The organism is Actinomyces culturomici (assembly GCF_900499005.1).
Classification (GTDB): Bacteria; Actinomycetota; Actinomycetes; order Actinomycetales; family Actinomycetaceae; genus Pauljensenia; species Pauljensenia culturomici.
Window position 1 is genome coordinate 1 of the sequence record NZ_LS991316.1, and the last position, 21,707, is coordinate 21,707.

Below are 21,707 nucleotides of genomic sequence, written 5' to 3' on the forward strand. Positions count from 1 at the left end.
ACGGCCTACGCCAAAGTGCTCTCCCTCAAAGCCTCTGAGCAAGCGAAGGGCAGACTCGTCTCGACCTTTGACGATGCGCGTCTGATCCGTGACAGTGGCGATACGGGCGACCCTGTCCTCGAGACGCCCGCGGCGAGGAACGCGCCGCCGAGGAGCAGCGCCGCGATGCCGGAGACGACGAGGTTCGGCCACAGCGACGACCAGGCGAGCGCCGCCGGGGTGGCGGCCGAATCGACGCGCTTGCGGTTGAGCGCGCCGAAGGCGAGTGCGCCGACCATCGCGGCGAGCCACAGGGCGAGGACCGCGGCGGTGGGCGCCCAGGTGGTCGTCGTCGGCTTCGCGGAGTTCGTCTGGTCGACGGCGATCGGGGTGGCGATCGCCTTGGCGGAGGCGGAGGCCTCGTCGGACGTGTAGGTCGGGATCTGGTCGCCCGCGCTCGCCAGGCCGTCGGCGAGGGTCTTCGACCCGGAGGTCAGCTCGTCGAGGCCGGAGACGAGGGACTGGGCGCCCGAGTCGAGGGAGGTCGTTCCGTCGGCGAGGGTCTTCGACCCGGAGGCGAGCTGGGAGGCGCCGGAGGTGAACTCCGGCATCTTGCCGTCGAGGGTCGCCGCGCCCGAGGAGAGCGTCGCAGCGCCGCTCGAGAGGGAGGAGGCGCCGGAGGCCGCCTGCGAGGCGCCGGACGCGAGGTCCGTTGCGCCCGAGGCGAGGGTCGATGCGCCGGAGGCGGCCTGGGAGGCGCCGGACGCGAGGTCCGTTGCGCCCGAGGAGAGCGTCGCCGCGCCCGTGGCGGCCTGGGAGGCGCCGGACGCGAGGTCCGTTGCGCCCGAGGAGAGCGTCGCCGCGCCCGTCGAGGCCCGGGAGGCGCCGGACGCGAGATCGGCCGCGCCATCGGCGACCTGCTGGGAGCCGGCCGTGAGCTCGGCTGCCTTGTCGCCGACGAGCCCCTGCTCCATTCCGGCGACGAGCTGATCGATGCCGGAGGAGACGCCCGCAGCGCCGGTCTGCGCCTGGGCGAGGCCGCCCGAGAGGGCGGTGAGGGAGCTCGAGAGGGTCGCGGCGCCGGTCTGGGCGGCCTGCTGGCCGGCGGCGAGCTGCTGGGAGAGAGTGGAGGCGCCGGAGGCGATGCCCTGCGCGTACTGGGTCGCTCCCGCGCAGGCCTGGGCGCTGCCCGCCTGGCAGGCGGCGATGAGCTGCTCGAGGGTCTGCGCGTTCGTCGCGATCGAGCCAGCGGCGGCCGAGGCGGTGCCGAGCTGCGTCGGGAGGGAGGCGAGCGAGGAGGTGTCGGCCTCGGCGAGCTGCTGCTGCATCGTCGTGAGGCCGGATGCGACGGCGGAGGCCGCGGCCTGGAGGCTGAGCGGGGCGCCGTTCTGCGCCTGCGTGATGCTCGCGTAGACCTGTTCGACGCCGGCGACGTACTGGTCGACGCCCGCATCCAGGGAGGTCGCGCCGGCCGAGAGGGCGGTGGCGCCGTTCGAGACCTTGGTGACGCCGTCGGACAGCGACGAAGCGCCCGACGCGAGGTCGGTGGCGCCCGACGCGACGCCGGACGCGCCATCGGACAGGGCGGAGGCGCCCGACGCGAGGGAGGAGGCGCCGGACGCGACGCCGGACACGCCGTCTGACAGGGCGGAGGCGCCGGAGGCGAGCGAGCCCGCGCCGGTGGAGACCTTGGAGACGCCGTCCGACAGCGACGAGGCGCCGGAGGCGAGGGAGGAGGAGCCCGAGGAGAGCTGGGAGACGCCGTCGGCGATCTGCGAGGCGCCCGAGGACAGCGTCGACGCGCCGGAGGCCAGCGTTCCGGCCCCGGAGGCGAGCGAGGAGGTGCCGTCGGCGAGCTGGGAGGCTCCGGCCGCTGCGGAGGACTGCCCGTCGGCGATCTTCGTCGCGCCGTCGGCGGCCTTCGCGATCGACGAGGCGATCGTGCCGGTCGCCTCGAGCGACTTCGTGAGGTAGGAGACCGTGAGGGTCGTCCCGAAGTCCTTGGCGGCCGCGTCGACGAGGGCGGCGGAGACGGCGCCGGACGCGGCGGAGGATCCGTCGGCGACCTCGACGTCGAGCGAGGGGACCGTGCCGGAGTTCTTCGTGAGGACGTCGACGAGGGTCGACGAGAAGTCCTTCGGGATCGTGACGACGGCCTCGTAGGTGCCGTCGGCGAGGCCCTTCTTCGCGGTGTCGGCCGTGACGACCGACCAGTCGAGGGACTCCTTCCCGGAGGCGTCGTCCTTCGTGAGTGAGGCGATGATCTGGCGGCCGCCGGGCAGCTGGGTGCCGTCCGACATCATCGCGATCTCGTCCTCGTTGACGATGGCGGCCGCGACGCGGTCGGAGTTCGCCTGGGCGCCGGAGACTCCGAGGAGGGCGGTGAGCCCGAGGATCGCCGGGAGCAGGAGGATGAGGGTGAGAAGGATGGAGTGACGTTTCATCGGTCGGTCTCCTTCGAGGGGGCGACGAGGGCGGGGCCGCCCTCGGAGATGACGGAGGCGGCGGGGGCCGCGGAGTTGCGGGAGTCGGGCGAGGCGGCGACGTCCTCGGGGGAGAGGAGCGCGCTGGCCGCGACCTCGAGGTCGGCGGGGACCTGCAGCGTGGTCGGGCCGGTGACGACGACGGCGACGCCGGAGGCGGCGAGTTCGCGGACGCGCTTCCATCGGCGCGCGCCCGGGTCGTCGATGACGACGACGCGCGTGTGCGCGGGGACCGGGTCCGAGTACTCGTGGAGGCGCAGGGTCTGGCGCTGGACGAAGGACGTGCCGTCGGGGAGGACGCGGTCGCCGATGACGACGCGGCCGCGGGTCGGGCGCAGGCGCGCGCCGATGACGGCGGCGAGGGCGGCGCGGGCGACGGGGTCATCGGACCGGACGACGCCGATCTCGCCGGCGCGCAGGACGAGGTCGAGGCCGGTGAAGGCGACGTCCTTGCCCTCGCGGACGCGGACGCCCTCGAGGCGGACGGCGGACTCGCCGTTGGCGGCGACCCAGTCCTGGTGCTCGAGCGAGCGGGCGAGCCCTTCACCCTCGACGTCGACGACGGGGAGGAGGCGGTCGAGCCACCCGGGGATCCACCAGGCGGACTTCCCGAGGAGCGCCATGAGGGCGGGGATCAGCGTCATGCGGACGAGGAAGGCATCCGCGGCGATGCCGACGGTGAGGGCGGTCGCGATCGGCTTGATGTAGACGTTGCCGTGGGGGATGAACGCGGCGAAGACGCCGGTCATGATGATCGCTGCGGCGGTGACGACGGTGGAGGAGCCGATGAATCCGCGCCGCACGGCCCGCTTGGCGTCGTGGGAGTGGATCCACTCCTCGCGCATGCGGGAGACGAGGAAGACCTCGTAGTCCATCGCGAGGCCGAAGAGGACGCCCATGACGATGACGGGGAGGAAGGAGATGACGACGCCGACCTTCGTGACGTTGAGAGCGTCGGCGAAGACGCCCTGCCCGAAGACGAGGCCGACGGCGCCGAATCCGGCTCCGAGGGAGAGGAGGTAGCCGATCGTCGCGGTGAGCGGCACCGCGATGGACCGGAAGACGATCATGAGGAGGAGGATCGACAGTCCGACGACGACCACTCCGAAGGGGACGAGGGCGGCGTCGAGCTGGCTGGCGATGTCGATGGCGACGGCGGTCTGGCCGGTCACCATGACGTCGCGGATGCCGAGGTCCTTCTCGAGGGTCGGCGCGTCGGCGCGGATCTCCTTGACGAGGGCGGTGGTCGCGGGGTCGGTCTGCCCGGCCGAGGGGATGATCTCGACGAACGCGATCGTCGCATCCTGGTTCGGGGTGGCGAGGGCGACCTTCTCGATGCCGTCGAGCTTGGCGAGGTCGTCGGAGAGCTTGTCGACGACGCCGACGGGGTCGTTCGACTGGGAGATGTCGGCGATGACGATGATCGGGGAGTTGTAGCCGGGGCCGTAGGCCTTCTCGATCGCATCGTAGGTCTGGCGCATCTCGGTGCTCTTCGCCTCGTACCCGTTGTCGGTGAGGCCGAGACGCATGGAGGTCGCGGGCAGGGTCGCGAGCCCGAGGATCGCGATGACGACGAGGACGGTGAGCGCGGGGATCCGGGTGATGAGGTCGATCCAGCGGGCGGCGAAGGAGCGCCTCTTAGGCGCCGGAGTCGGGGCCTTCGGGGAGGTCGACGAGGCCGGGGCGGCGGCCGCGGCCGCCGAGGCTCGGGCGCGGCGCTTGGGGGTCGCCTTCGCGCCGATGAGGCCGAGGAGTGCCGGGACGGCGGTGAGGGCGACGAGGACCGCGATGCCGACGACGGCCGCGGAGGAGACGCCCATGACGGTGAGGAAGGGGATGCCCGCGACGCCGAGTCCGCAGAGGGCGACGATGACGGTGCCGCCGGCGAAGACGACGGCGGAGCCGGCGGTCGCGTTCGCCCGGGCGGCGGCCTCCTTCGGCTCGATGCCCTTGGCGAGGTATTCGCGGGCTCTCGAGATGATGAAGAGGGCATAGTCGATGCCGACGGCGAGGCCGATCATGACGGCGAGGACGGGGGTGACGGAGTTGATCTGGACGGCGGAGGCGGCGACGAGGAGGGCGAGCATGCCGGTTCCGACGCCGATGAAGGCGGAGAGGATCGGGGCGCCGGCGGTGACGAGCGAGCCGAAGGTCGCGAAGAGGACGATCGCGGCGATGAGGACGCCGATGAGTTCGGTGGCCGAGAGGCCGATGTTGACGGACTTGCCGATGTTCCCGCCGACTTGGACGGTGAGGGCGGGGTCGGTGGCCTCGGCCTGATCGCGCAGTTCGTCGATGTGCGTGGCGACGGACTTCGCGGCGGAGGTCTCGCCGCTCGCCATGGAGCCGACGGACGTGTCGCCCTGCACCTGGACGAGGACGTGGGCGCCGTCCTTCGAGACGGTGTTCGTCGTCTCGGCGAAGGGGTCGGAGACCATCGCGATGCCGTCGATCTTCCCCGACTTCTCGACGAAGTCCTCGACGGCGGTCTTGTGGGCGGCGATGTCGCCGTCGGACGCGGTGAAGAGGACCTGCTCGGAGGTTCCGGCGGCCTGGGGGAGGCGCTCGCCGAGGATCTCGAGGCCGGTCATCGACTCGGCTTCGGCGATTGTGAAGGAGCCGGAGAGGTTCATGCCGAGGAAGGACACCGAGACCGCGAGGAGCGCGATGACGGCGGCCCACGCCGCGAGGACGCGGCCCGCGTGGTCGGCGCACCAGCGCCCGACGCGGTGGAGGAGGGAGGACACGGCGAGTCCTTTCGATGGGGATCGTTTCAATATGAAACTGTATTCGATTCACTATCGTATTGACTATCGGGCTAGAGTGATGCTCCGGACAGCCCGGGAAGGAGAGTCATTGATGGCGGAGGAAGCGCGCGACCTGCGCAAACGGGAGAACACCCGTGCGCGGCTCCTCGAGGCCGGCGCCGACGTCCTCGTCGCCAAGGGGTTCGAGGGCGCGCGCATCGACGACGTCGTCAAGGCCGCCGGGTTCACCCGCGGCGCCTTCTACTCGAACTACTCCTCGATGGCCGAACTCATCCGCGACGTCCTCGTCGAGCGGTCGACCCGGATCCTCGCGACCGTCGAGGATGCCTTCGCCCACCTCTCCGGCACCCCCGACGTCGACGCCGTCATGGCCGTCCTCGACACCTTCGCCGCCGACGGCCGAACGATGTACGTCCTCACGAGCGAGTACAACCTCTACCTTCTCCGCCACCCCGAACTCGTCGGCGAGGACTCCCGATTCCCCGTCGCCGAGAAGGCGCGCCTCGAGGAGGCCGTCTCGGGCATCATCGCCGAGATCCTCGCGCGCATGGGTCGCCGCCCGCTCTTCCCGACGGGGACGATCGCGTCGATCCTCACGACCTTCTACCTCGACTCCTTCTCGCCCTCGCGGACGATCGACGCCGACGCGGCCCTTCTGTGCGACGTCGTCGACGCGGTGATCGTCGCCTTCTCCGAGCCGATCGACGAGGCCGGGGCGAGGGCGCCGGAAGCGGAGGCCGCCGGTCGGTGCGCCGATCCCAGGTGCCCGGCACTCGGGCACCTCGGGGAATTCGTGCGGCGCCGCGTCGCCGAGGCGAAGACCCGCTGAGACTCAGCGCGCGGGCGCCTCGATCGTCCGGACGATCATCCTCGGTCCCGATAGCGCGAGGAGTCCCGCCACGGTGAAGGCGGCGACGAGGGCGACGAGTCCCTCCCGGGTCGCCGCCGTATCGACGCCCCTCGCCCCGGCCTCGTCGAGGAGGAGATCCGCGACCGCGCCGAACGCCCAGACGTCGACGACGAAGGCCTGGCCGCCGAGCGCCTCCGTCAGCGCGTCGGAGTCGACGGTCGTGCCGGGGACGCGGTTCGCGAGCGCCGCGACCTCGGCGTGGGCGCCCATCGCGACGGGGATCGGGGCGGCGGCGTAACCGGAGACGAGCGCCGAGATCTCCGAGCCGGTGGGCAGGGAGAGCGAGAAGCGCGCCGCGCGCTCGACGGCCCCCGCCGGGAGCGCGCGCGGATCGATCCCCCAGGATTCGAGGACATCGCCGATGACGTCCCGCTCCTCGGCGAGCAGGCCGAACACGGTCGGCAGGGAGTCCATCGCGCCGCATCCCGCGTCGTGCCCCTCGACGTGCTCGGAGGTGTGGCAGGAGACCTCGAGCCCGCGCTCGCGCATCGCCGAGCACAGAAGGGAGAGCCAGGCCGGAGCCCATTCGCGCACGCACGAGCCCGCGCCGGCGCCCTCGCCCTCGGACCACGCGGTGAACGGCGCCGGGCGGAAGACGCCGGCGCCGAGGAGGTCGGCCGCCCAGGTCGCCAGCGTCGCGCCGGCGATCCGGACGCGGTGCGGCGGGACGACGAAGGCGCGTCCGGGAACGTCGAGGACGGGGACTCGGAAGGGGCGCCCGTCCATGCAGCCCGAGGGGTAGGCGTCGCCGACCGGGACGAGGAAGCGCCCGGGGTCGGCGAGGAGCGCGTCGAGACGCGCTTCGAACCGCTCGACCTCGGCGTCACTCGCCTGCGAGCGCCCGATCGCCCCTCGAAGAGTCATCCCCGCCTCCCGTTCCGCGGTCCGAGCCGCTCCTCCCACGGTAGCCCCGAGTGGAGCCCGTGGCACGTCGCACGCGGAGGCGATGGAGGGGCGTCGGGGGCCCGAACTAGGCTGGTGGCATGGCCTCCCTCCTCACGACGAACCACCTGCTCGCGCTCTTCCTCGTCGTCGGGGTCGGCGCGGCGCTCGGGGCGATCCGCTTCGGGCCGCTCCGCTTCGGCGCCGCGGGCGCCCTCTTCGTCGGGCTCGCCGTCTCCGCGTGGAACCCCGACATCGGGCAGGGGATGGAGATCGTCCAGCAGATCGGCCTCGCCTTCTTCGTCTACACGGTCGGCGTCTCCGCGGGCGCGACCTTCTTCCAGGACCTGCGCAAGCAGACCGCGCTCCTCGCGTCCTGCGCCCTCGTCTGCGTCATCGGCGCCGTCGCCGCGCTCGTCGGAGGGAACCTCCTCCACCTCCCCAAGGGCCTCACCCTCGGACTGTTCACCGGCGCCCTCACCGCCGCCCCCGCCCTCGACGCCGCCACCCGGGTCACCGGGGATCCGCAGGCGGCCGTCGGCTACGCCTTCGGCTACCCGATCGGCGTCGTCGTCGGCATCATCGTCGTCACGATGACCGTCACCCGGAAGTGGCTCGGCGCGAAGGACACCCCCTCGCTCGCGGGGAAGAGCCTCGAGACCGTCACCGTCCGGGTCGCCGAGACCGTCAACACCCGCCGGATCGAGGCCTGGCGCGACCAGCGCGTGCGCATGTCCTACCTGCGTCGCGACGGCGTCACCCGGGTCGTCGTCCCCGGCGAGGACCTTCTCGCCGGCGACCTCGTCCTCGTCGTCGGAGACCCCGCGAACATCGAGGAGGCCGCCCTCCAGGTCGGCGAGCCCGTCGACCACCATCTCGAGGACGACCGATCGGACGTCGCCTTCGAGCGGATCGTCGTCTCGAACCCCGACCTCGCCGGCCGGTCGATCTCCTCGCTCAACGTCACCACCCGATTCGGAGCCGTCATCACGCGCGTGCGCCGCGGCGACCTCGATCTCCTCGCCCGCGACGACCTCGACCTCCAGCTCGGCGACCACGTCGCCGTCGTCGTCCCGACCGATGAGCTCGACGCCATTCAGGACTGGCTCGGCGACTCCGAGAAGCGCGTCTCCGAGGTCGATGCCATGGCCTTCGGCATCGGCATGGTCCTCGGGATGCTCCTCGGCGCCGTCCCCTTCCCCATGCCCGGCGGCGCGACCTTCTCCCTCGGATCCGCGGCCGGTCCGCTCATCGTCGGGATGCTCCTCGGGGCGCTGCGCCGGACGGGGCCGCTCGTCTGGTCCCTTCCCGCCTCCGCGAACCTCACGATCCGCCAGATCGGGCTCCTCCTCTTCCTCGCCGGACTCGGGCTCAACGCGGGCCCCGCCCTCACCTCGCTGCTCACCAGTTCGAACGGCCCGAAGTCCGCGCTCCTCGCCGCGCTCCTCACTCTTCTGTGCTGCGGCGCGCAGGCGCTCGCCGGACGGTTCGCCGGGCTCTCCGCCGCTCGCAGCGCGGGCGGCGTCGCCGGGTTCCTCGGGCAGCCGGCCGTCCTCCAGGCCGCCGACGCCCGCGTCGTCGACGAGCGCATCGAGGCCGCCTACGCGACCCTCTTCGCCTTCTCCATCGTCGTGAAGATCCTCCTCGTCCCCTTCATCTGGTCGATCTGACCGGCGCGGGCGGTCGCGCGTTCGACGCGTCACGTCCGGGGCGGACCGGGACCTCCGATGCTCTTGGCGGGTGCGGTGGGCCGTAGTGTGGGCGCATGACCACTCCTCAGTTCGTCCTCGACCTCCGCGAGAGGATCGGCCACGCCGAGCTCTGGCTCCCCGGCACGACCGCCGTCGTCCTGCGCCCGATCGACCCCGAATCCGGGGAGCCCGCCGACGCGCCGCGCGGCTGGTCGCGCAAGATCGACGACGTCCGCAGCGTCGAGGTCCTCTGCGTGCGCCGCACCGACAACGGCGCGTGGACGCCGATCACCGGCATCGTCGACCCGCGCGAGGATCCGGCGCGCGCCGCCCGGCGCGAGACCCTCGAGGAGGCCGACGTCGAGGCGCGCGTCGATCGCCTCATCGGAGTCGAGGTCGTCGGCCCCGTCACTTGCGACAATGGGGACGTCGCCTCGTACCTCGACACCTCCTTCGTCCTCGAGTGGCTCTCGGGCGACCCGAACCCCGCGGACGGCGAGAACATCGAGGCGACCTTCGTCCGCGCCGACCGGCTTCCCGAGATGAACGAGCGCTTCACCCGCACGATCGTCAAGGCCCTCTCCGGATCCGTCATCGCCGACTTCTCCGAGTAGCCCGCCCCGCCCCGTTCTCTCTTCGCCGAGAGCATCACCTTCGCGCGCCGAAAGCATCACCTTCGGCCGCCGAGGGGATCTCCCCGGCCACCTGCGGCCGCCTCCTGGCTTCCGCTTGTGGGACTGAAGTCCCTGTGGTGTGATGGACGTCATGAACACGCCAAACAGCATCGCCTATACCGTCACCGCGCACACGACGGGCGGCCGCGGCGGCCGCGCCGTCACCGACGATCCCGCGCTCGAACTCGACATGCGCATGCCCCCCGAGCTCGGAGGCCCGGGCGGCGGCGCCAACCCCGAACAGCTCTTCGCCATGGGCTACGGCGCCTGCTTCCAGGGCGCGATGGGCCTCGCCGGCAAGGAGCTCGGAATCTCGACCGCCGACTCCGTCGTCCGCACGACCGTCGGCATCGGCCCGGAGGGCGAGTCCTTCGCCATCTCGGTCGACATTCGGGCGGTGATCCCGGGCGTTGCGCTCGAGGACGCCCAGCGCCTCCTCGACCGGACGCACGAGCTCTGCCCCTACTCGAAGGCGACGCGCGGCAACGTTCCCGTCGTCGTCACCGCGGTCGAGTCCTTCGAGGACTGACTCGGCGACCCCGAACGCGAGCGGCCCCGACGGCGATGTCGGGGCCGCTCGTTCGTCTCCGCGCCCTCGCGCGGCCGGGCGCGGTTCGCCGTCTCCTCCCCGATCGACGAGGCCGCGGCGGGGCGCCGGATCGGGGGATCAGGCCCCGGCCCAGTAGGCCTCGAGGACCTTCGACATTCCGACGAGGTCGTCGATGTGGCTCATCTCCCGGGCCGAGTGCATCGAGAGGAGTCCGACGCCGACGTCGACGGTGAGGATCCCGAGGCGCGTCGCCGTGATCGGGCCGATCGTCGACCCGCAGGGCATCGCGTTGTTCGAGACGAAGTCCTGGCTCCTCACCCCTGCGGCCTCGCACGCCCGCGCCCACAGGGCGATGCCCTCGCCGTCGGTCGCGTAGCGCTGGTTCGCGTTGATCTTGAGGACCGGCCCGCGGCCCATGACCGGGCGCGTCGCGGGGTCGTGGCGGTCCGCGTAGTTCGGGTGGACGGAGTGGGCGGCGTCGGCGCTCACGCACGAGGACGCGGCGAGCATCCGTGCGCGTCCGTCGAAGTCGCGGCCGAGGGCCGCGGCGGTGCGCTCGAGGACGGTCTCGAGGATCGGGCCGGCGGCGCCGGAACGGGTCTCGGAGCCGATCTCCTCGTGGTTGAAGCACATGAAGACGCGGACGTCGCCGTCGGCGGGCGTCCCCTCCTTCGCGAGGCGCTCGAGGGCGGTGAGTCCGGAGTGGACGGAGGAGAGGTTGTCCTGCTGGCCGGCGGCGAAGAACTGGCCGCGGTCCCCGAAGGTCCCCGGGCCCTGCTGGGGGATGAGGATGAGGTCGTGCGCGGCGATGTCGGCCGCCTCGACGCCCGCGTACTTGGCGACCTCGGAGAGGAGGTCGGCCTCGGAGTCGACGGTCCACACCGGGTGGAGGTGCTTCTGCGGGTCGAGGGTGAGCCCGTCCGGGTTGACCGAGCGGTCGAGGTGGATGGCGAGCTGCGGGATCCTGGCGAGGGCGCCCGTGCGGACGAGGACCTGGCGGCCGTCGCGCATGAGGAGGCGCCCGGCGATGGCGAGCTCCCGGTCGAGCCAGGAGTTCCAGATCATTCCGCCGTAGACCTCGACGTCGATGAGGCCCCAGCCGTCGGGCGTCGTCGTCGTGAGGGAGGGCTTGATCCGGAAGACGGGGGAGTCGGTGTGGGCCCCGACGATGCGGAAGCCCGCGTCCTCGGCGACCGTTTCGGGCACGACCCACGCGGCGACGGCGCCCGCGCGGACGAGGACGTGCCCGCCGGGGGAGGCGTCCCAGGGCTCGCGCTCGTCCTGCCGGGTGAATCCCGCGTCGACCAGGCGCTGCGCGACGAGGTCGGCGGCGTGGTACGGGGAGGGGGAGTCGAGGAGGAAGTGCTGGTAGTCGATCGCGTGGAGCGTGGTCTCGTCGTACTCGTAATAGCCCATGAGTCCCATGGTAGGCGGGCGCCTATGCTGGAGGGCATGTCGACGCCGACCCCCGTTCCCGAATACGTCCTCAACGACGGTCTCGCGGTCCCCGCGATCGCCCTCGGCACCTACGGCGTGCGCGGCTCGGAGGGCGTCGAGGCGATGCGCAGCGCGATCCGGTCCGGATACCGTCTCCTCGATTCCGCGTTCAACTACGAGAACGAGGGTGTCCTCGGCGAGGCGGTCCGCACCTGCGGCGTTCCGCGCGAGGAGCTGCGGCTGACATCGAAGCTCCCGGGCCGCCACCACCGCTACGAGGAGGCCGTGTACACGGTCGAGGAGTCCCTCTACCGGGCGGGCCTCGACTACTGGGACCTCTATCTCATCCATTGGCCGAACCCGCGTCAGGGCCTCTACGTCGAGGCGTTCCAGGCGCTCGTCGACCTCAAGGCGAAGGGCCTCATCCGTTCGGTCGGGGTATCGAACTTCCTGCCCGCCCACCTCGAGCGTCTCCGCGACGAGGTCGGGGAGCTTCCGAGCGTCAACCAGATCGAGCTCCACCCCTACTTCCCGCAGGCCGAGCAGCTCGCCGCCCACGAGGCCCTCGGGGTGCGCACGGAGTCGTGGAGCCCTCTCGCGCGCAAGCTCCGCGTCGTCGACGAGCCGATCCTCGCCGAGCTTGCCGCCGAGACCGGCCGGACGGTCGCGCAGGTCGTCCTGCGCTGGCACGTTCAGCTCGGGACGATCCCGCTCCCGAAGTCGGCGACGCCGAAGCGGCAGGCGGAGAACCTCGACGTCTTCGACTTCTCGCTCACCGAGGAGCAGATGTCGCGCGTCTCGTCGCTCGCCCGCCCCGACGGCCGCCAGGCGGGCCAGGATCCGGCCGTCTACGAGGAGTTCTGATCCCGATTCTCACGAGGTCGGGGCCGGCGTCGGACGAGCGGGGGCGATGAGCCCGTCGCGGGCCGGACCGCCGAGCGCCGGTCCGACTCAGTCGTCGAGTGCGACGCGGTAGACGTTCGTCTCGCGCTGGACGAATCCGGCGCGGCGGTAGAGGCGGTTGGCCGCCTCGCGCGAGGGACGGCTCGTGAGGTCGACCGTGCGGGCGCCGACGCTCTTCGCGTGGTCGAGGGCCGCCTCGACGAGGGCCTGGCCAGCGCCCTGACCGCGGGCGGCGCCGTCGACGACGACGTCCTCGACCCAGGCGCGCACGCCGGTCGGGATCTCGAAGGTCGCGAGGGAGAGCATCCCGAGGATCGGGCGCTCGCCGGAGACGTCGGCCTCGTCGGGGCGGAAGACGAAGAGGTGGACGCCCGGCTGGGCGACGAAGCGGGCGCAGGCCTCGGCGTCGAGGGGCGTGGCGGAGCGGGAGAGCTGGGGGATGAGGCGCTCCATCGCGTCGACGAGCTCGGGGGTGGATTCGGTGACGAGCTCGATGCTCATGAGGGGCTCCTTCTTCAGCTTCTCGGTCCGCCCGATTCTACGGCCCACTGCCGTTCAGCGGGCGCTCGCGGGCCTATGGGAGTCGAGGAGCCGGCGCAGCTGCGCGAGCCCGCTCGGTCGGCGCAGGTCGGAGGCGGACGCGTTCCGCACGGAGGCGTCGGCGGTCCTCGCGGCCGCCTCCGCGCGGTCGGTGGTCGCGGTGGCGAGGGGGTGAGCGGAGGACACGGCGCGCGCCGCGAGCGCGTCGAGGGGAGTCGACTCCGCCTCCTCGCGCGCGGCCCCGCCCTCGCACTCCGTGAAGACGTACTTCTTCTGGATCCGATAGGAGGCGAGGTAGAGCGCGACGTCTACGACGGGCTTGGCGAGCCACAGCGGGACCGATAGGCCGGTCAGCGCCCACAGCCCCGCGTAGGAGGCGGCGACGAGCGCGACCGCGAGCGCCGCGTAGCGGGCGGCGGTGCGGGCGACGGTGCCGCGGCGCGCCTTGAAGACGCGGCGGTTGAGCGCGTAGTTCACCGAGGCGGAGATGACGCGCGCGCCGACGACGGGGACGAGGAGCCCGCCGAGCAGGGCGTGGAGCGAGAGGACCGAGACGTAGTCGACGACGAACCCGGCGAGCGAGGCCGCCGAGAACTTGAGGAGGGGCGCGTAGATGCGCGCGGAGTCCTGAAGCGGGCGGAAGTGCGAGGTCGCGTTCCCGTCCTCGTAGATCGTCGCGATCGGGACCTGGACGAGGGGGAGGCCGGACTCGGCCGCCTGGAGGAGGACCGAGAGCTCGTACTCGTAGCGGTCGCCCTCGACCTCGGCGAGCCACGCGAGGTCGGCGGCGGGGAAGGCGCGCAGCCCCGTCTGGGTGTCCGTGACCTTGACGCCCGTCGCGGCGCGGAAGAGGACGGCGGTGAGGGAGTTGCCGAAGCGTGAGCGCAGCGGGACCTCGCCGACGAACTCGCGGACGCCGAGGACGATGTCGCCGGTGTCCTCGCAGCGCCGCCCGACGGCGAGGACGTCCGAGACCGCGTGCTGGCCATCGGCGTCGGCGGTGACGACGACCTTCCCGGGGTGGGCGGCGAGGGCGCGGCGCAGGCCCGTCTTGAGGGCGTGCCCCTTGCCGCGGTTCGTCTCGTAGGAGACGACGTCCGCGCCGGCCGCGCGGGCGGCGTCGAAGTAGACGCGGTAGTTCGGGCCCGAGCCGTCGTCGACGACGATCGTCTCGATCGAGGGGTCGGCGCGGTGGAGGTCGAGGACGAGTCCGGCGAGTCGGGTGTCGGGCTGGTAGGCGGGGATGAGGACGATCATGACGCGCTCCCGATGTAGAGGATGTCGCTGGTGGCGCGCTCGCCGCCGTTCGACGGGTTGTTGACGACCTGGCCGTTGAACCACATCTCGGAGGAGCCGCCGCCGTCGAGGTTGTAGGCGGTGGTCGCGCCGAGATCGACCATGATCTGGGCGAGCTCGCTCATCGAGACGCCCGCGGAGGAGTCGGATCGGCCGTCGACGACGACGAAGACGAAGTGGTTGTCGTCGATGATGCCGATCGCCGTGCGGGGCTGGTCGCCCTGGATGGAGTGGTTGCCGAAGTTCGTGTCGACCTCGACGGAGTCGATGCCGTCGACGATCTGCGAGTCCTCGACGAGCGCGGGTCCGAAGGAGAGGGTCTGCCAGACGCCCTCGTCGACGAGCGTCTGGGCGTCGGTCGTCGTCTCGTCGTAGACCTTCATCGTGCCGTCCTTGTAGATGGCGAGGCCCTCGCGGGCGCCGTCGTCGCGGTAGATGACGCCGTTGCGGATGACGATGCCGGAGTCGCGGAACCCGTAGTAGTCGCCGTTGATCGCGAAGACCGCGTTGTTCTCGGTCGCGATGTTCGAGACGAGGTCGGTGATGTTCTCGCCGAAGGCGTTGTTCGCGAAGGCGGACTGGAGGGTCGTCGCGTCGGAGAGCTGGACGTCGGCGACGTAGTAGGTGGCCGCCTCCGACCCCGAGCCGTAGGTGCCCTGGGAGATCGTGATCGAGGTGCCGTCCGAGGACGTGTAGCTCGTGTCGGTGAGTGAGGTCGTCGTCGCCGTCGCCGTCGAACTCGTGGACGTCGAGCTCGCGGTGGTCGACGAGGACGAGGACGACGCGGCCGTCGAGTCGGATTCGCTCGAGGTCCCGGTCTGCTCGGCTTCGTAGGCGGAGACGTCGGAGATCTCGACGTGCTGGATGACGAAGCGATCGAGCGCCCAGGCGGCGGATCCGCCGAGGGCGAGGGCGAGCGACCCCGCGATGACGGAGTTGCGCACCTTGTGCGACTTCCTCGTCCGCCCGTGCTGGGCGGCGGGCTCGACGTAGGTCGGCGCGACGTAGGCGGTGGAGTCGACGCGCTCGGCGTCGGCGGATGCGGAGTCGAGGGGCTCGGCGGTGGCGTCCGGGCCGTCGAAGGGGGTGCGTGCGTTCATGGGACACACTCAACCCGGGCCCCTCATGGCGGCCGTGTGGCGGGCCTGTGGTCGGGCTGTGGAGGCCGACCGGGGCTCACAGGTTCGAGGCGCGCGTGAATCGGACGCCGGCCCCGCCCTCGTCGATCGGGAGCGGGGCGGAGGAGAGCGGGGCCGCCCGACCCCGGCGAACTACCCCGCGAAGGAGGGGACCTCGACGTCGAGGAACTCGCGCAGGGCCCCGACGACGAACTCGTGGTCGGCGATGTGATCGAGGTTCGAGGCGATGACCGCGCCGAGGACGTCGTGGCTCCCCGTGAGGCGGATCGGGAACCCGCCGCCGCACAGCGCGTAGTCGCGGACGTCGAGGCCGTGGTCGAGGAGGACCTCGCCCTTCTCCTCCGTCTCGAGGGCGGCGCGCAGCGAGCTCGACTCCCAGGTGAGGACCGTCCGGAGCTTGCGCGCCATCCACAGGTCGTTGAGGAGGTTCGTGCCATCGGGGAGGTACTGGTAGACGACGGCGCCGCTCGCGAGGCGGATCGAGCAGGCGACGACGAGGCCGAGGCCCGCGCCCCTTTCGACCATGAGGGAGCCGAGGGCGAGGGCGTCCCGGCGGGTGAAGCGCTCGAAGCGGAGGGCGTCCTCCTGGCGCTTGAGGATCTCGATATCGGAGTGGTCCATCATTGCTCCTCGAATTCGCGGGCGAGGGCGGCCTCGAGCACGTCGAGGGGCGCGTCGACGCCGGTCCACAGGGTGAAGTTGCGCGCGCCCTGGTGGGCGAGCATGTCGAGGCCGTCGAGGGTCCTCGCGCCGCGCTCGGCGCACGCCGCGAGGAAGAGGGTGTCGCGTCGGCCCTCGAGGGTCTCGCCGGCGGCGCGCAGGGCCTCGACGAAGCCCTTGCCGTCGGTGTTCTCCCCGAAGAGGGTCCCGTCCTCGCGGACGACGACCGTATTGACCGCGCCGATGATCGCGGCGGCCTCGGAGAGTTCGTCGAGGTGGGGGAGGACCGTGATCTTGTGGGGCATCGTGAGGTTGACGCCGCGGAAGTGCAGGGCCCGGAGGGCGCGCATCGCGTCCTCGAAGTCCTCGGGCGTCACGCGCGCCGTGATGTAGCGGAAATCGAGGCCGAGCGCGGCGTAGCCGGCCTCCTCCATCGCGCCCGTGGGGTTGCCGTCGACGGGGTCGCCGAAGACCCCGGTGAGTTCGGCGCGGTAGTTCTTCGGCATGCGCGCGGCTCCTTCGCCCCGGAGCGCCGCGACGGCGCTCGACCCCTCCAGCCTAGGCCCGCGCGAGCGCCCTCGTGGGGGAGACGCGAAGGACGGAGGCGAGGCGCGCGACGTCGGCGGCGAGGAGCTCGCGCGACCCGAAGACGAGGGTCCGCTGCCCGAGGTAGTTGAGGGCGAAGAGGGAGGAGTTCGCCCCGATCGACGCGATCCACAGGGGGAGCCCGGCGGCGACGAGACCCGTGATCGACAGGTAGGCGAGGAGCATGATCGTCGCCTCCCAGGCCGCGTACGTGAGGCCCGTGAGGAGGACCCTCCCGCGCGCCTCGAAGACCCGGCGGTTGATGAGGTAGTTCATCGTGCACGAGGAGATCCGCGCGACGACCACCGGGAGGAGGATCCCGCCGACGAGCGCGTTGAGCGCGAGGAGCATCGCGTAGTCGAGCGCCGTCGACGACAGGGAGGACGCGAGGTAGCGGAGCTGCCGGGTGAAACGGGCGAGGAGTCGGGCGGGCCGTGCGGTGGTCATGCTCGAAGCATGGGCGTCGGGCCCATGGGGGCCTTCGGGCTCGCCTGTGCGCCGCCTGTGAGAGCGCGGGGAGCGGCCGGGCCGCCTATTCGGGGAGGTTCCCCTTGGCGATGTGCCCCTGGAGGATCGCGTCGGTGAGGCGCCACAGCGCCTCCGAACCCGGGCGCGTGCGGCGCTGGCGCCCGTAGACCTGCTCGGCCGTCACGCCGTGCTCCTTCCAATCGCCCCCGTCGTTCGAATCGTTGAGGAGGAGCGGCTGAAGGTTGTCCATCGCCCGGACGAAGCGCGCCTCCGGGGTCGACTGGGCCTCGAACTCGTCGAAGACGCCGGCGAGCTCCGCGGCGAGGTCGTCCGGGAGCCGCGAGAAGAGGCTCTCCTTCGCCGCCTCCTCGCGGGCCTTCTGCGTCTTGAGCCCCTCCGTGTCGTAGGCGTAGGTGTCGCCGGCCTCGATCTCGACGATGTCGTGGACGAGGCACATGAGGAGCGTCCGCCCGACGTCGATCGGCTCGTTCGCGTACTCGCGCAGGACGTACGCCATCACCGCCATGTGCCAGGCGTGCTCCGCGTCGTTCTCCCGTCGCCCGTGACCCGACAGGTGGGTCTGGCGCAGGACGTTCTTCTCCTGGTCGACGGTGAGGATGAAGTCGAGCTGGCGTGCGAGGCGATCGTCCATCGGACCCTCCTGGATTCGAGTCAGTCGTTCGCCCGCTCGAGGACGAGAGCGACCTCGGCGTGCGGGGTGTGGGGGAACATGTCGAAGAGCCGGGCCTCGCGCCCCGCGTAGGACGGCATGCGCGCGAGGTCGGTCGCGAGGGATGCCGGGTTGCACGAGGAGTAGGCGACGCGCGGGATGCCCGAGCCCTCGATCCAGTCGGCGAGGTCCTCGCCGATGCCGCGCCTCGGCGGGTTGACGACGAGGACGTCGGGGCGCTCGTCCGCACCCCTCTCGGCCGCCCACCGCGTCGCGTCGGCCGCGATGAACTCCGCGGCGCGCCGGGGCAGGCGGAGCTGGTGGGCGGTGCCGATCGCCGAGGCGATCGCCTGATCGGAGACCTCGACGCCGACGACCCGCTCGATCCCGGCGGCCGCGGTGTGGAGGGCGAAGCCGCCGACGCCGCAGTAGAGGTCCCACAGGGTCGCGGGCGCGCCCTCGTCCCCCAGCGGCGCGGACGCCCAGGCGGCGGCCTGCCGGTAGAGGGTGGCGGCGATCCCCGCGTTCGTCTGCGCGAAGGAGCGGGGGCCGAGGGCGAGGCGCACGCCCCCGATCTCGAGGGGGAGGAGGCGCCGCTTCGTGAGGACGATCTCCTCGTCGCCTTCGACGATCGCCTCGTGGGTCGGGTGGATGTTCGCGGTGACGACCGCGAGGCCCGGGACGAGCTCGTGGAGGAGGGGGAGGGTGCGTCGGATGTCGGTGACCCGGTCGCGCGTGCGCAGGACGAAGCGGCACATGAGCGCGTCGTCCGCGCCGACCGTGAGGAGGACGTACTTGAGCTCGCCGTGCTTCGTCGGCACGTCGTAGGGCGCGAGGTCGAGCGAGCGGATGAAGCGCTTGAGGCCCGGCGTCGCCGCGTTGATCGCGGGGTGCTGGATCGGGCAGCCCGGCAGATCGACGCCGCGGCGATCCGCGCCGAGGATCCCGAGGGTGGGGCGGCGCCGCGTGCCGCCGACGACGAGCTTCGCGCTCGTGCGGAAGCCCGACTCGCGCGAGCGCGCCGGCTCGAGCCATGCGAGGTCCTGCGCCCAGGGGAGATCCGCGAGCGCGGCGCGCGCCGCCTCCTGCTTGTCGGCGACCTGGTCGTCGTAGGGGACGGGGAGGAGGGAGCAGGAGCGGCAGGCCCCCGAGTCGTAGTGCTCGCAGCGCATGCCTCGATCGTCCCACGCGGGGCGGGCGAATGCGAAAGGCTCGGGAGTCCGGCGGCTTCCCCTCGACGAGGACGCGGCCCCGCCCTCGTGAATGGAAACGGGCGAAGCTGTGCGTTCGCCATGAGTTGAGCGACATCGACTCAATTCCCCGTCGCTCGTCTTGCGCGCTTCGAGGGCAGGTCCTAGAGTTGAGCCCGACGGACTCAAGGAGACGCGAGTCCACCAGAACATCGAACGCAACACTCCACCGATCGGGCGGCCCGCGAGGGTCACTCCCCTCCCGACCGGACGAAAGGAACCATCATGGCACGCGCAGTCGGCATCGACCTCGGTACCACCAACTCGGCCATCGCCGTCCTCGAGGGCGGCGAGCCCACCATCATCGCGAACGCGGAGGGCATGCGGACGACCCCGTCCGTCGTCGCCTTCTCCAAGACCGGCGAGGTCCTCGTCGGCGAGATCGCCAAGCGTCAGGCGGTGACGAACGTCGATCGCACGATCTCCTCGGTCAAGCGCCACATGGGCACCGACTGGACCGTCACCATCGACGACAAGAAGTACACCGCGCAGGAGATCTCCGCTCGCATCCTCTCCAAGCTCAAGGCGGACGCCGAGGCCTTCCTCGGCGAGCCCGTCACCGACGCGGTCATCACCGTCCCCGCCTACTTCAACGACGCCCAGCGCCAGGCGACGAAGGACGCCGGCCAGATCGCCGGCCTCAACGTCCAGCGCATCGTCAACGAGCCCACCGCCGCGGCCCTCGCCTACGGCCTCGAGAAGGGCAAGGAGGACGAGCTCATCCTCGTCTTCGACCTCGGCGGCGGCACCTTCGACGTCTCCCTCCTCGAGATCGGCAAGGACGACGACGGCTTCTCCACGATCCAGGTCCGCGCGACCGCCGGGGACAACCGCCTCGGCGGCGACGACTGGGATCAGCGCATCGTCGACTGGCTGATCTCCCAGGTGAAGGCCAAGACCGGCGCCGACCTCTCGAAGGACCCGGTCGCCCTTCAGCGCCTCAAGGAGGCCGCCGAGCAGGCGAAGAAGGAGCTCTCGAGCGCGACGAGCACGAACATCTCCCTCCAGTACCTCTCGATGACGGCCGACGGCCCGATCCACCTCGACGAGTCGCTCACCCGCGCGAAGTTCGAGGAGATGACCTCCGACCTGCTCGACCGCACGAAGAAGCCGTTCCACGACGTCATCCGCGACGCCGGCATCTCCGTGTCCGACATCGACCATGTCGTCCTCGTCGGCGGCTCGACCCGCATGCCCGCGGTCACCGACGTCGTCAAGGAGCTCACGGGCGGCCGCGAGCCGAACAAGGGCGTCAACCCCGATGAGGTCGTCGCCGTCGGCGCGGCCCTCCAGGCCGGCGTCATCCAGGGCGACCGCAAGGACGTCCTCCTCATCGACGTCACGCCCCTCAGCCTCGGCATCGAGACCAAGGGCGGCATCATGACGAAGCTCATCGACCGCAACACGGCGATCCCGACGAAGGCCTCCGAGGTCTTCTCGACCGCCGAGGACGGCCAGCCCTCCGTGCTCATCCAGGTCTACCAGGGCGAGCGCGAGTTCGCCCGCGACAACAAGCTCCTCGGCACCTTCGAGCTCTCCGGCATCGCCCCGGCCCCCCGCGGCGTTCCGCAGATCGAGGTCGCCTTCGACATCGACGCGAACGGCATCGTCCACGTGTCGGCGAAGGACCGCGGTACCGGTAAGGAGCAGTCCGTCACCATCACCGGCGGCTCGGCCCTCCCCAAGGAGGACATCGACCGCATGGTGAAGGAGGCCGAGGAGCACGCGGCCGAGGACAAGAAGCGCCGCGAGGACGCCGACACCCGCAACCAGGCCGAGCAGGTCGTCTACTCGATCGAGAAGCTCCTCAAGGACAACGCCGACAAGGTCACCGAGGGCACCCGCACCGCGGTCCAGGCCGATGTCGACGCCGTCAAGGAAGCCCTGAAGGGCGAGGACACCGAGGCCGTGAAGACCGCCCTCGAGAAGCTCAACAACTCCGCGATGAAGATCGGTGAGGAGGTCTACGCCGCCCAGCAGGCCGAGCAGGCCGCCGGCGAGCAGCCCGCCTCCGCGCAGACCCCGGCCGATGACGACGTCATCGACGCCGAGATCGTGGACGAGGACGAGAACAAGTGACCGACGACAACCAGGGCCTCGAGCCCGGCGCCGAGAACCTCGGGGCCGACTCCGTCGAGTCGGCCCCCGGGGCCCCGGCCGAGCCGACCCCGTCTGAGCCCGTCGGTCCCGCCTCGTCGGACGCCGCGGCGGCGGACTCCGTCGAGGCGGGCGCCGAGGGAGGAACCGGGGACGTCGACATGACGGCCTTCGAGGCCGAGGTCGGCGACTCCGACCTCGCGAACGCCCTGTCGCGGATCGCCGAGCTCGAGGACCAGGTCGCCCGCGCCCACGCGGACCTCTACAACCTCAACCAGGAGTACTCGAACTACGTGCGCCGCGCGAAGGACGCGGCGCCCGGGCACCGGGACTCCGGCCAGAGCGAGGTCATCGAGGCGCTCATCGGCGTCCTCGACGACATCGACGCGGCCCGCGCCCACGGCGACCTCGCCGACGGGCCCTTCGCGGCGATCGCGACGAAGCTCGAGTCGACGCTCGAGTCGCGCTTCTCGCTCGAGCGCTACGGCGCCGAGGGCGAGGACTTCGATCCGGCGCTCCACGAGGCGCTCCTCGCGAACGCGAATCCCGAGGTCGACCGCCCGCTCGTCGCGAAGGTCCTTCAGCCCGGCTACCGCCGGGGCGAGAGGATCCTCCGCGCGGCGAAGGTGATGGTTGACAATCCGGCCTGAATCGACCGGCGAATTCAGCAGCACCCGGGGCCGGGGCCGCGCATGCGGCCCCGGCCCGCTGAGAAGGAGGTGACG

The 21,707-nt window shown here is 71.6% G+C and carries 19 protein-coding genes; 7 read left to right on the top strand and 12 right to left on the bottom strand.

The annotated features are described in order from the left end of the window. Window positions 1-5: 5 nt before the first annotated feature. Entirely contained in the window at window positions 6-2,423 is a 2,418-nt protein-coding gene (locus DY157_RS00005) for a YhgE/Pip domain-containing protein (protein WP_115726611.1), read from the bottom strand. Continuing rightward, entirely contained in the window at window positions 2,420-5,209 is a 2,790-nt protein-coding gene (locus tag DY157_RS00010) for an MMPL family transporter (protein ID WP_115726612.1), read from the bottom strand. The genes DY157_RS00005 and DY157_RS00010 overlap by 4 nt, the downstream gene beginning before the upstream one ends. A gap of 112 nt (window positions 5,210-5,321) precedes the next feature. Here DY157_RS00010 and DY157_RS11545 point away from each other — a divergent pair, with 112 nt between their 5' ends. Next, window positions 5,322-6,059: a TetR/AcrR family transcriptional regulator gene (locus DY157_RS11545; protein ID WP_160159378.1), complete on the top strand. Its 738-nt coding sequence runs from the start codon at window positions 5,322-5,324 to the stop codon at window positions 6,057-6,059. 3 nt (window positions 6,060-6,062) lie between these two features. On the opposite strand, the gene DY157_RS00025 is transcribed toward DY157_RS11545, so the two are convergent. Further along, window positions 6,063-7,004: a hypothetical protein gene (locus DY157_RS00025; RefSeq protein WP_115726614.1), complete on the bottom strand. Its 942-nt coding sequence runs from the start codon at window positions 7,002-7,004 to the stop codon at window positions 6,063-6,065. Window positions 7,005-7,123: 119 nt separating this feature from the next. Between DY157_RS00025 and DY157_RS00030 the strand changes: the two genes are divergently transcribed. The 3 genes from DY157_RS00030 (at window position 7,124) to DY157_RS00040 (ending at window position 9,916) form a co-directional block, all read left to right on the top strand. Continuing rightward, a complete protein-coding gene (locus DY157_RS00030) occupies window positions 7,124-8,692 on the top strand; it encodes an aspartate:alanine exchanger family transporter (RefSeq protein ID WP_115726615.1) in 1,569 nt (522 codons plus the stop codon). Window positions 8,693-8,787: 95 nt separating this feature from the next. Continuing rightward, window positions 8,788-9,327, top strand: a complete 540-nt coding sequence (locus DY157_RS00035) for an NUDIX hydrolase (protein WP_115726616.1) — start codon at window positions 8,788-8,790, stop codon at window positions 9,325-9,327. 151 nt (window positions 9,328-9,478) lie between these two features. Next, window positions 9,479-9,916, top strand: a complete 438-nt coding sequence (locus DY157_RS00040; RefSeq protein WP_115727840.1) for an Ohr family peroxiredoxin — start codon at window positions 9,479-9,481, stop codon at window positions 9,914-9,916. 138 nt (window positions 9,917-10,054) lie between these two features. Here DY157_RS00040 and DY157_RS00045 read toward each other — a convergent pair whose 3' ends face one another. Next, a complete protein-coding gene (locus DY157_RS00045) occupies window positions 10,055-11,353 on the bottom strand; it encodes a M18 family aminopeptidase (protein WP_115727841.1) in 1,299 nt (432 codons plus the stop codon). 36 nt (window positions 11,354-11,389) lie between these two features. On the opposite strand from DY157_RS00045, the gene DY157_RS00050 reads away from it, so the two are divergent. Beyond that, window positions 11,390-12,238, top strand: a complete 849-nt coding sequence (locus DY157_RS00050) for an aldo/keto reductase (RefSeq protein WP_115727842.1) — start codon at window positions 11,390-11,392, stop codon at window positions 12,236-12,238. A gap of 87 nt (window positions 12,239-12,325) precedes the next feature. On the opposite strand, the gene DY157_RS00055 is transcribed toward DY157_RS00050, so the two are convergent. The 8 genes from DY157_RS00055 to DY157_RS00090 all read right to left on the bottom strand — a co-directional run bounded on the left by DY157_RS00055 (window position 12,326) and on the right by DY157_RS00090 (window position 18,807). Beyond that, complete coding sequence (locus DY157_RS00055) at window positions 12,326-12,778, bottom strand: GNAT family N-acetyltransferase (protein ID WP_115726617.1); 453 nt, start codon at window positions 12,776-12,778, stop codon at window positions 12,326-12,328. 54 nt (window positions 12,779-12,832) lie between these two features. After that, the gene (locus DY157_RS00060; protein ID WP_174232103.1) at window positions 12,833-14,074 is read right to left on the bottom strand and encodes a bifunctional glycosyltransferase family 2/GtrA family protein; all 1,242 of its coding nucleotides are present in this window, start codon (window positions 14,072-14,074) and stop codon (window positions 12,833-12,835) included. After that, window positions 14,071-15,213: a phosphodiester glycosidase family protein gene (locus DY157_RS00065; RefSeq protein WP_115726618.1), complete on the bottom strand. Its 1,143-nt coding sequence runs from the start codon at window positions 15,211-15,213 to the stop codon at window positions 14,071-14,073. The genes DY157_RS00060 and DY157_RS00065 overlap by 4 nt, the downstream gene beginning before the upstream one ends. 171 nt (window positions 15,214-15,384) lie before the next feature. After that, entirely contained in the window at window positions 15,385-15,873 is a 489-nt protein-coding gene (locus tag DY157_RS00070) for a heme-binding protein (RefSeq protein WP_160159379.1), read from the bottom strand. Beyond that, window positions 15,873-16,418, bottom strand: a complete 546-nt coding sequence (locus DY157_RS00075; RefSeq protein WP_115726620.1) for a shikimate dehydrogenase family protein — start codon at window positions 16,416-16,418, stop codon at window positions 15,873-15,875. Before DY157_RS00075 ends, DY157_RS00070 begins: the two co-directional genes overlap by 1 nt. Before the next feature lie 52 nt (window positions 16,419-16,470). Continuing rightward, window positions 16,471-16,944, bottom strand: a complete 474-nt coding sequence (locus tag DY157_RS00080) for a GtrA family protein (RefSeq protein ID WP_115726621.1) — start codon at window positions 16,942-16,944, stop codon at window positions 16,471-16,473. A gap of 85 nt (window positions 16,945-17,029) precedes the next feature. Continuing rightward, window positions 17,030-17,617 (bottom strand): HD domain-containing protein, encoded by a 588-nt coding sequence (locus DY157_RS00085; protein ID WP_115726622.1) that lies wholly within the window; start codon window positions 17,615-17,617, stop codon window positions 17,030-17,032. Between the two features lie 20 nt (window positions 17,618-17,637). Next, the gene (locus DY157_RS00090) at window positions 17,638-18,807 is read right to left on the bottom strand and encodes a methyltransferase domain-containing protein (RefSeq protein WP_115726623.1); all 1,170 of its coding nucleotides are present in this window, start codon (window positions 18,805-18,807) and stop codon (window positions 17,638-17,640) included. A 303-nt stretch (window positions 18,808-19,110) separates the two neighbouring features. On the opposite strand from DY157_RS00090, the gene dnaK reads away from it, so the two are divergent. Both dnaK and DY157_RS00100 read left to right on the top strand, forming a co-directional pair. Beyond that, on the top strand, window positions 19,111-20,964 hold the full coding sequence (dnaK, locus tag DY157_RS00095; RefSeq protein ID WP_115726624.1) for a molecular chaperone DnaK: 1,854 nt from the start codon (window positions 19,111-19,113) through the stop codon (window positions 20,962-20,964). After that, window positions 20,961-21,632, top strand: coding sequence for a nucleotide exchange factor GrpE (locus tag DY157_RS00100; RefSeq protein ID WP_235827018.1), 672 nt, complete (start codon window positions 20,961-20,963; stop codon window positions 21,630-21,632). The genes dnaK and DY157_RS00100 overlap by 4 nt, the downstream gene beginning before the upstream one ends. The last annotated feature ends 75 nt before the right edge of the window (window positions 21,633-21,707 follow it).

What these genes read in the sequence shown, in the direction of transcription:
- DY157_RS00060 (WP_174232103.1), bottom strand. Translation starts at nt 14,074, where the DNA reads ATGATCGTCCTCATCCCCGCCTACCAGCCCGACACCCGACTCGCCGGA.
- DY157_RS00065 (WP_115726618.1), bottom strand. Translation starts at nt 15,213, where the DNA reads ATGAACGCACGCACCCCCTTCGACGGCCCGGACGCCACCGCCGAGCCC.
- DY157_RS00080 (WP_115726621.1), bottom strand. Translation starts at nt 16,944, where the DNA reads ATGACCACCGCACGGCCCGCCCGACTCCTCGCCCGTTTCACCCGGCAG.
- DY157_RS00045 (WP_115727841.1), bottom strand. Translation starts at nt 11,353, where the DNA reads ATGGGCTATTACGAGTACGACGAGACCACGCTCCACGCGATCGACTAC.
- DY157_RS00050 (WP_115727842.1), top strand. Translation starts at nt 11,390, where the DNA reads ATGTCGACGCCGACCCCCGTTCCCGAATACGTCCTCAACGACGGTCTC.
- DY157_RS00085 (WP_115726622.1), bottom strand. Translation starts at nt 17,617, where the DNA reads ATGGACGATCGCCTCGCACGCCAGCTCGACTTCATCCTCACCGTCGAC.
- dnaK (WP_115726624.1), top strand. Translation starts at nt 19,111, where the DNA reads ATGGCACGCGCAGTCGGCATCGACCTCGGTACCACCAACTCGGCCATC.
- DY157_RS00025 (WP_115726614.1), bottom strand. Translation starts at nt 7,004, where the DNA reads ATGACTCTTCGAGGGGCGATCGGGCGCTCGCAGGCGAGTGACGCCGAG.
- DY157_RS00030 (WP_115726615.1), top strand. Translation starts at nt 7,124, where the DNA reads ATGGCCTCCCTCCTCACGACGAACCACCTGCTCGCGCTCTTCCTCGTC.
- DY157_RS11545 (WP_160159378.1), top strand. Translation starts at nt 5,322, where the DNA reads ATGGCGGAGGAAGCGCGCGACCTGCGCAAACGGGAGAACACCCGTGCG.
- DY157_RS00070 (WP_160159379.1), bottom strand. Translation starts at nt 15,873, where the DNA reads ATGGACCACTCCGATATCGAGATCCTCAAGCGCCAGGAGGACGCCCTC.
- DY157_RS00005 (WP_115726611.1), bottom strand. Translation starts at nt 2,423, where the DNA reads ATGAAACGTCACTCCATCCTTCTCACCCTCATCCTCCTGCTCCCGGCG.
- DY157_RS00040 (WP_115727840.1), top strand. Translation starts at nt 9,479, where the DNA reads ATGAACACGCCAAACAGCATCGCCTATACCGTCACCGCGCACACGACG.
- DY157_RS00035 (WP_115726616.1), top strand. Translation starts at nt 8,788, where the DNA reads ATGACCACTCCTCAGTTCGTCCTCGACCTCCGCGAGAGGATCGGCCAC.
- DY157_RS00075 (WP_115726620.1), bottom strand. Translation starts at nt 16,418, where the DNA reads ATGCCGAAGAACTACCGCGCCGAACTCACCGGGGTCTTCGGCGACCCC.
- DY157_RS00090 (WP_115726623.1), bottom strand. Translation starts at nt 18,807, where the DNA reads ATGCGCTGCGAGCACTACGACTCGGGGGCCTGCCGCTCCTGCTCCCTC.
- DY157_RS00055 (WP_115726617.1), bottom strand. Translation starts at nt 12,778, where the DNA reads ATGAGCATCGAGCTCGTCACCGAATCCACCCCCGAGCTCGTCGACGCG.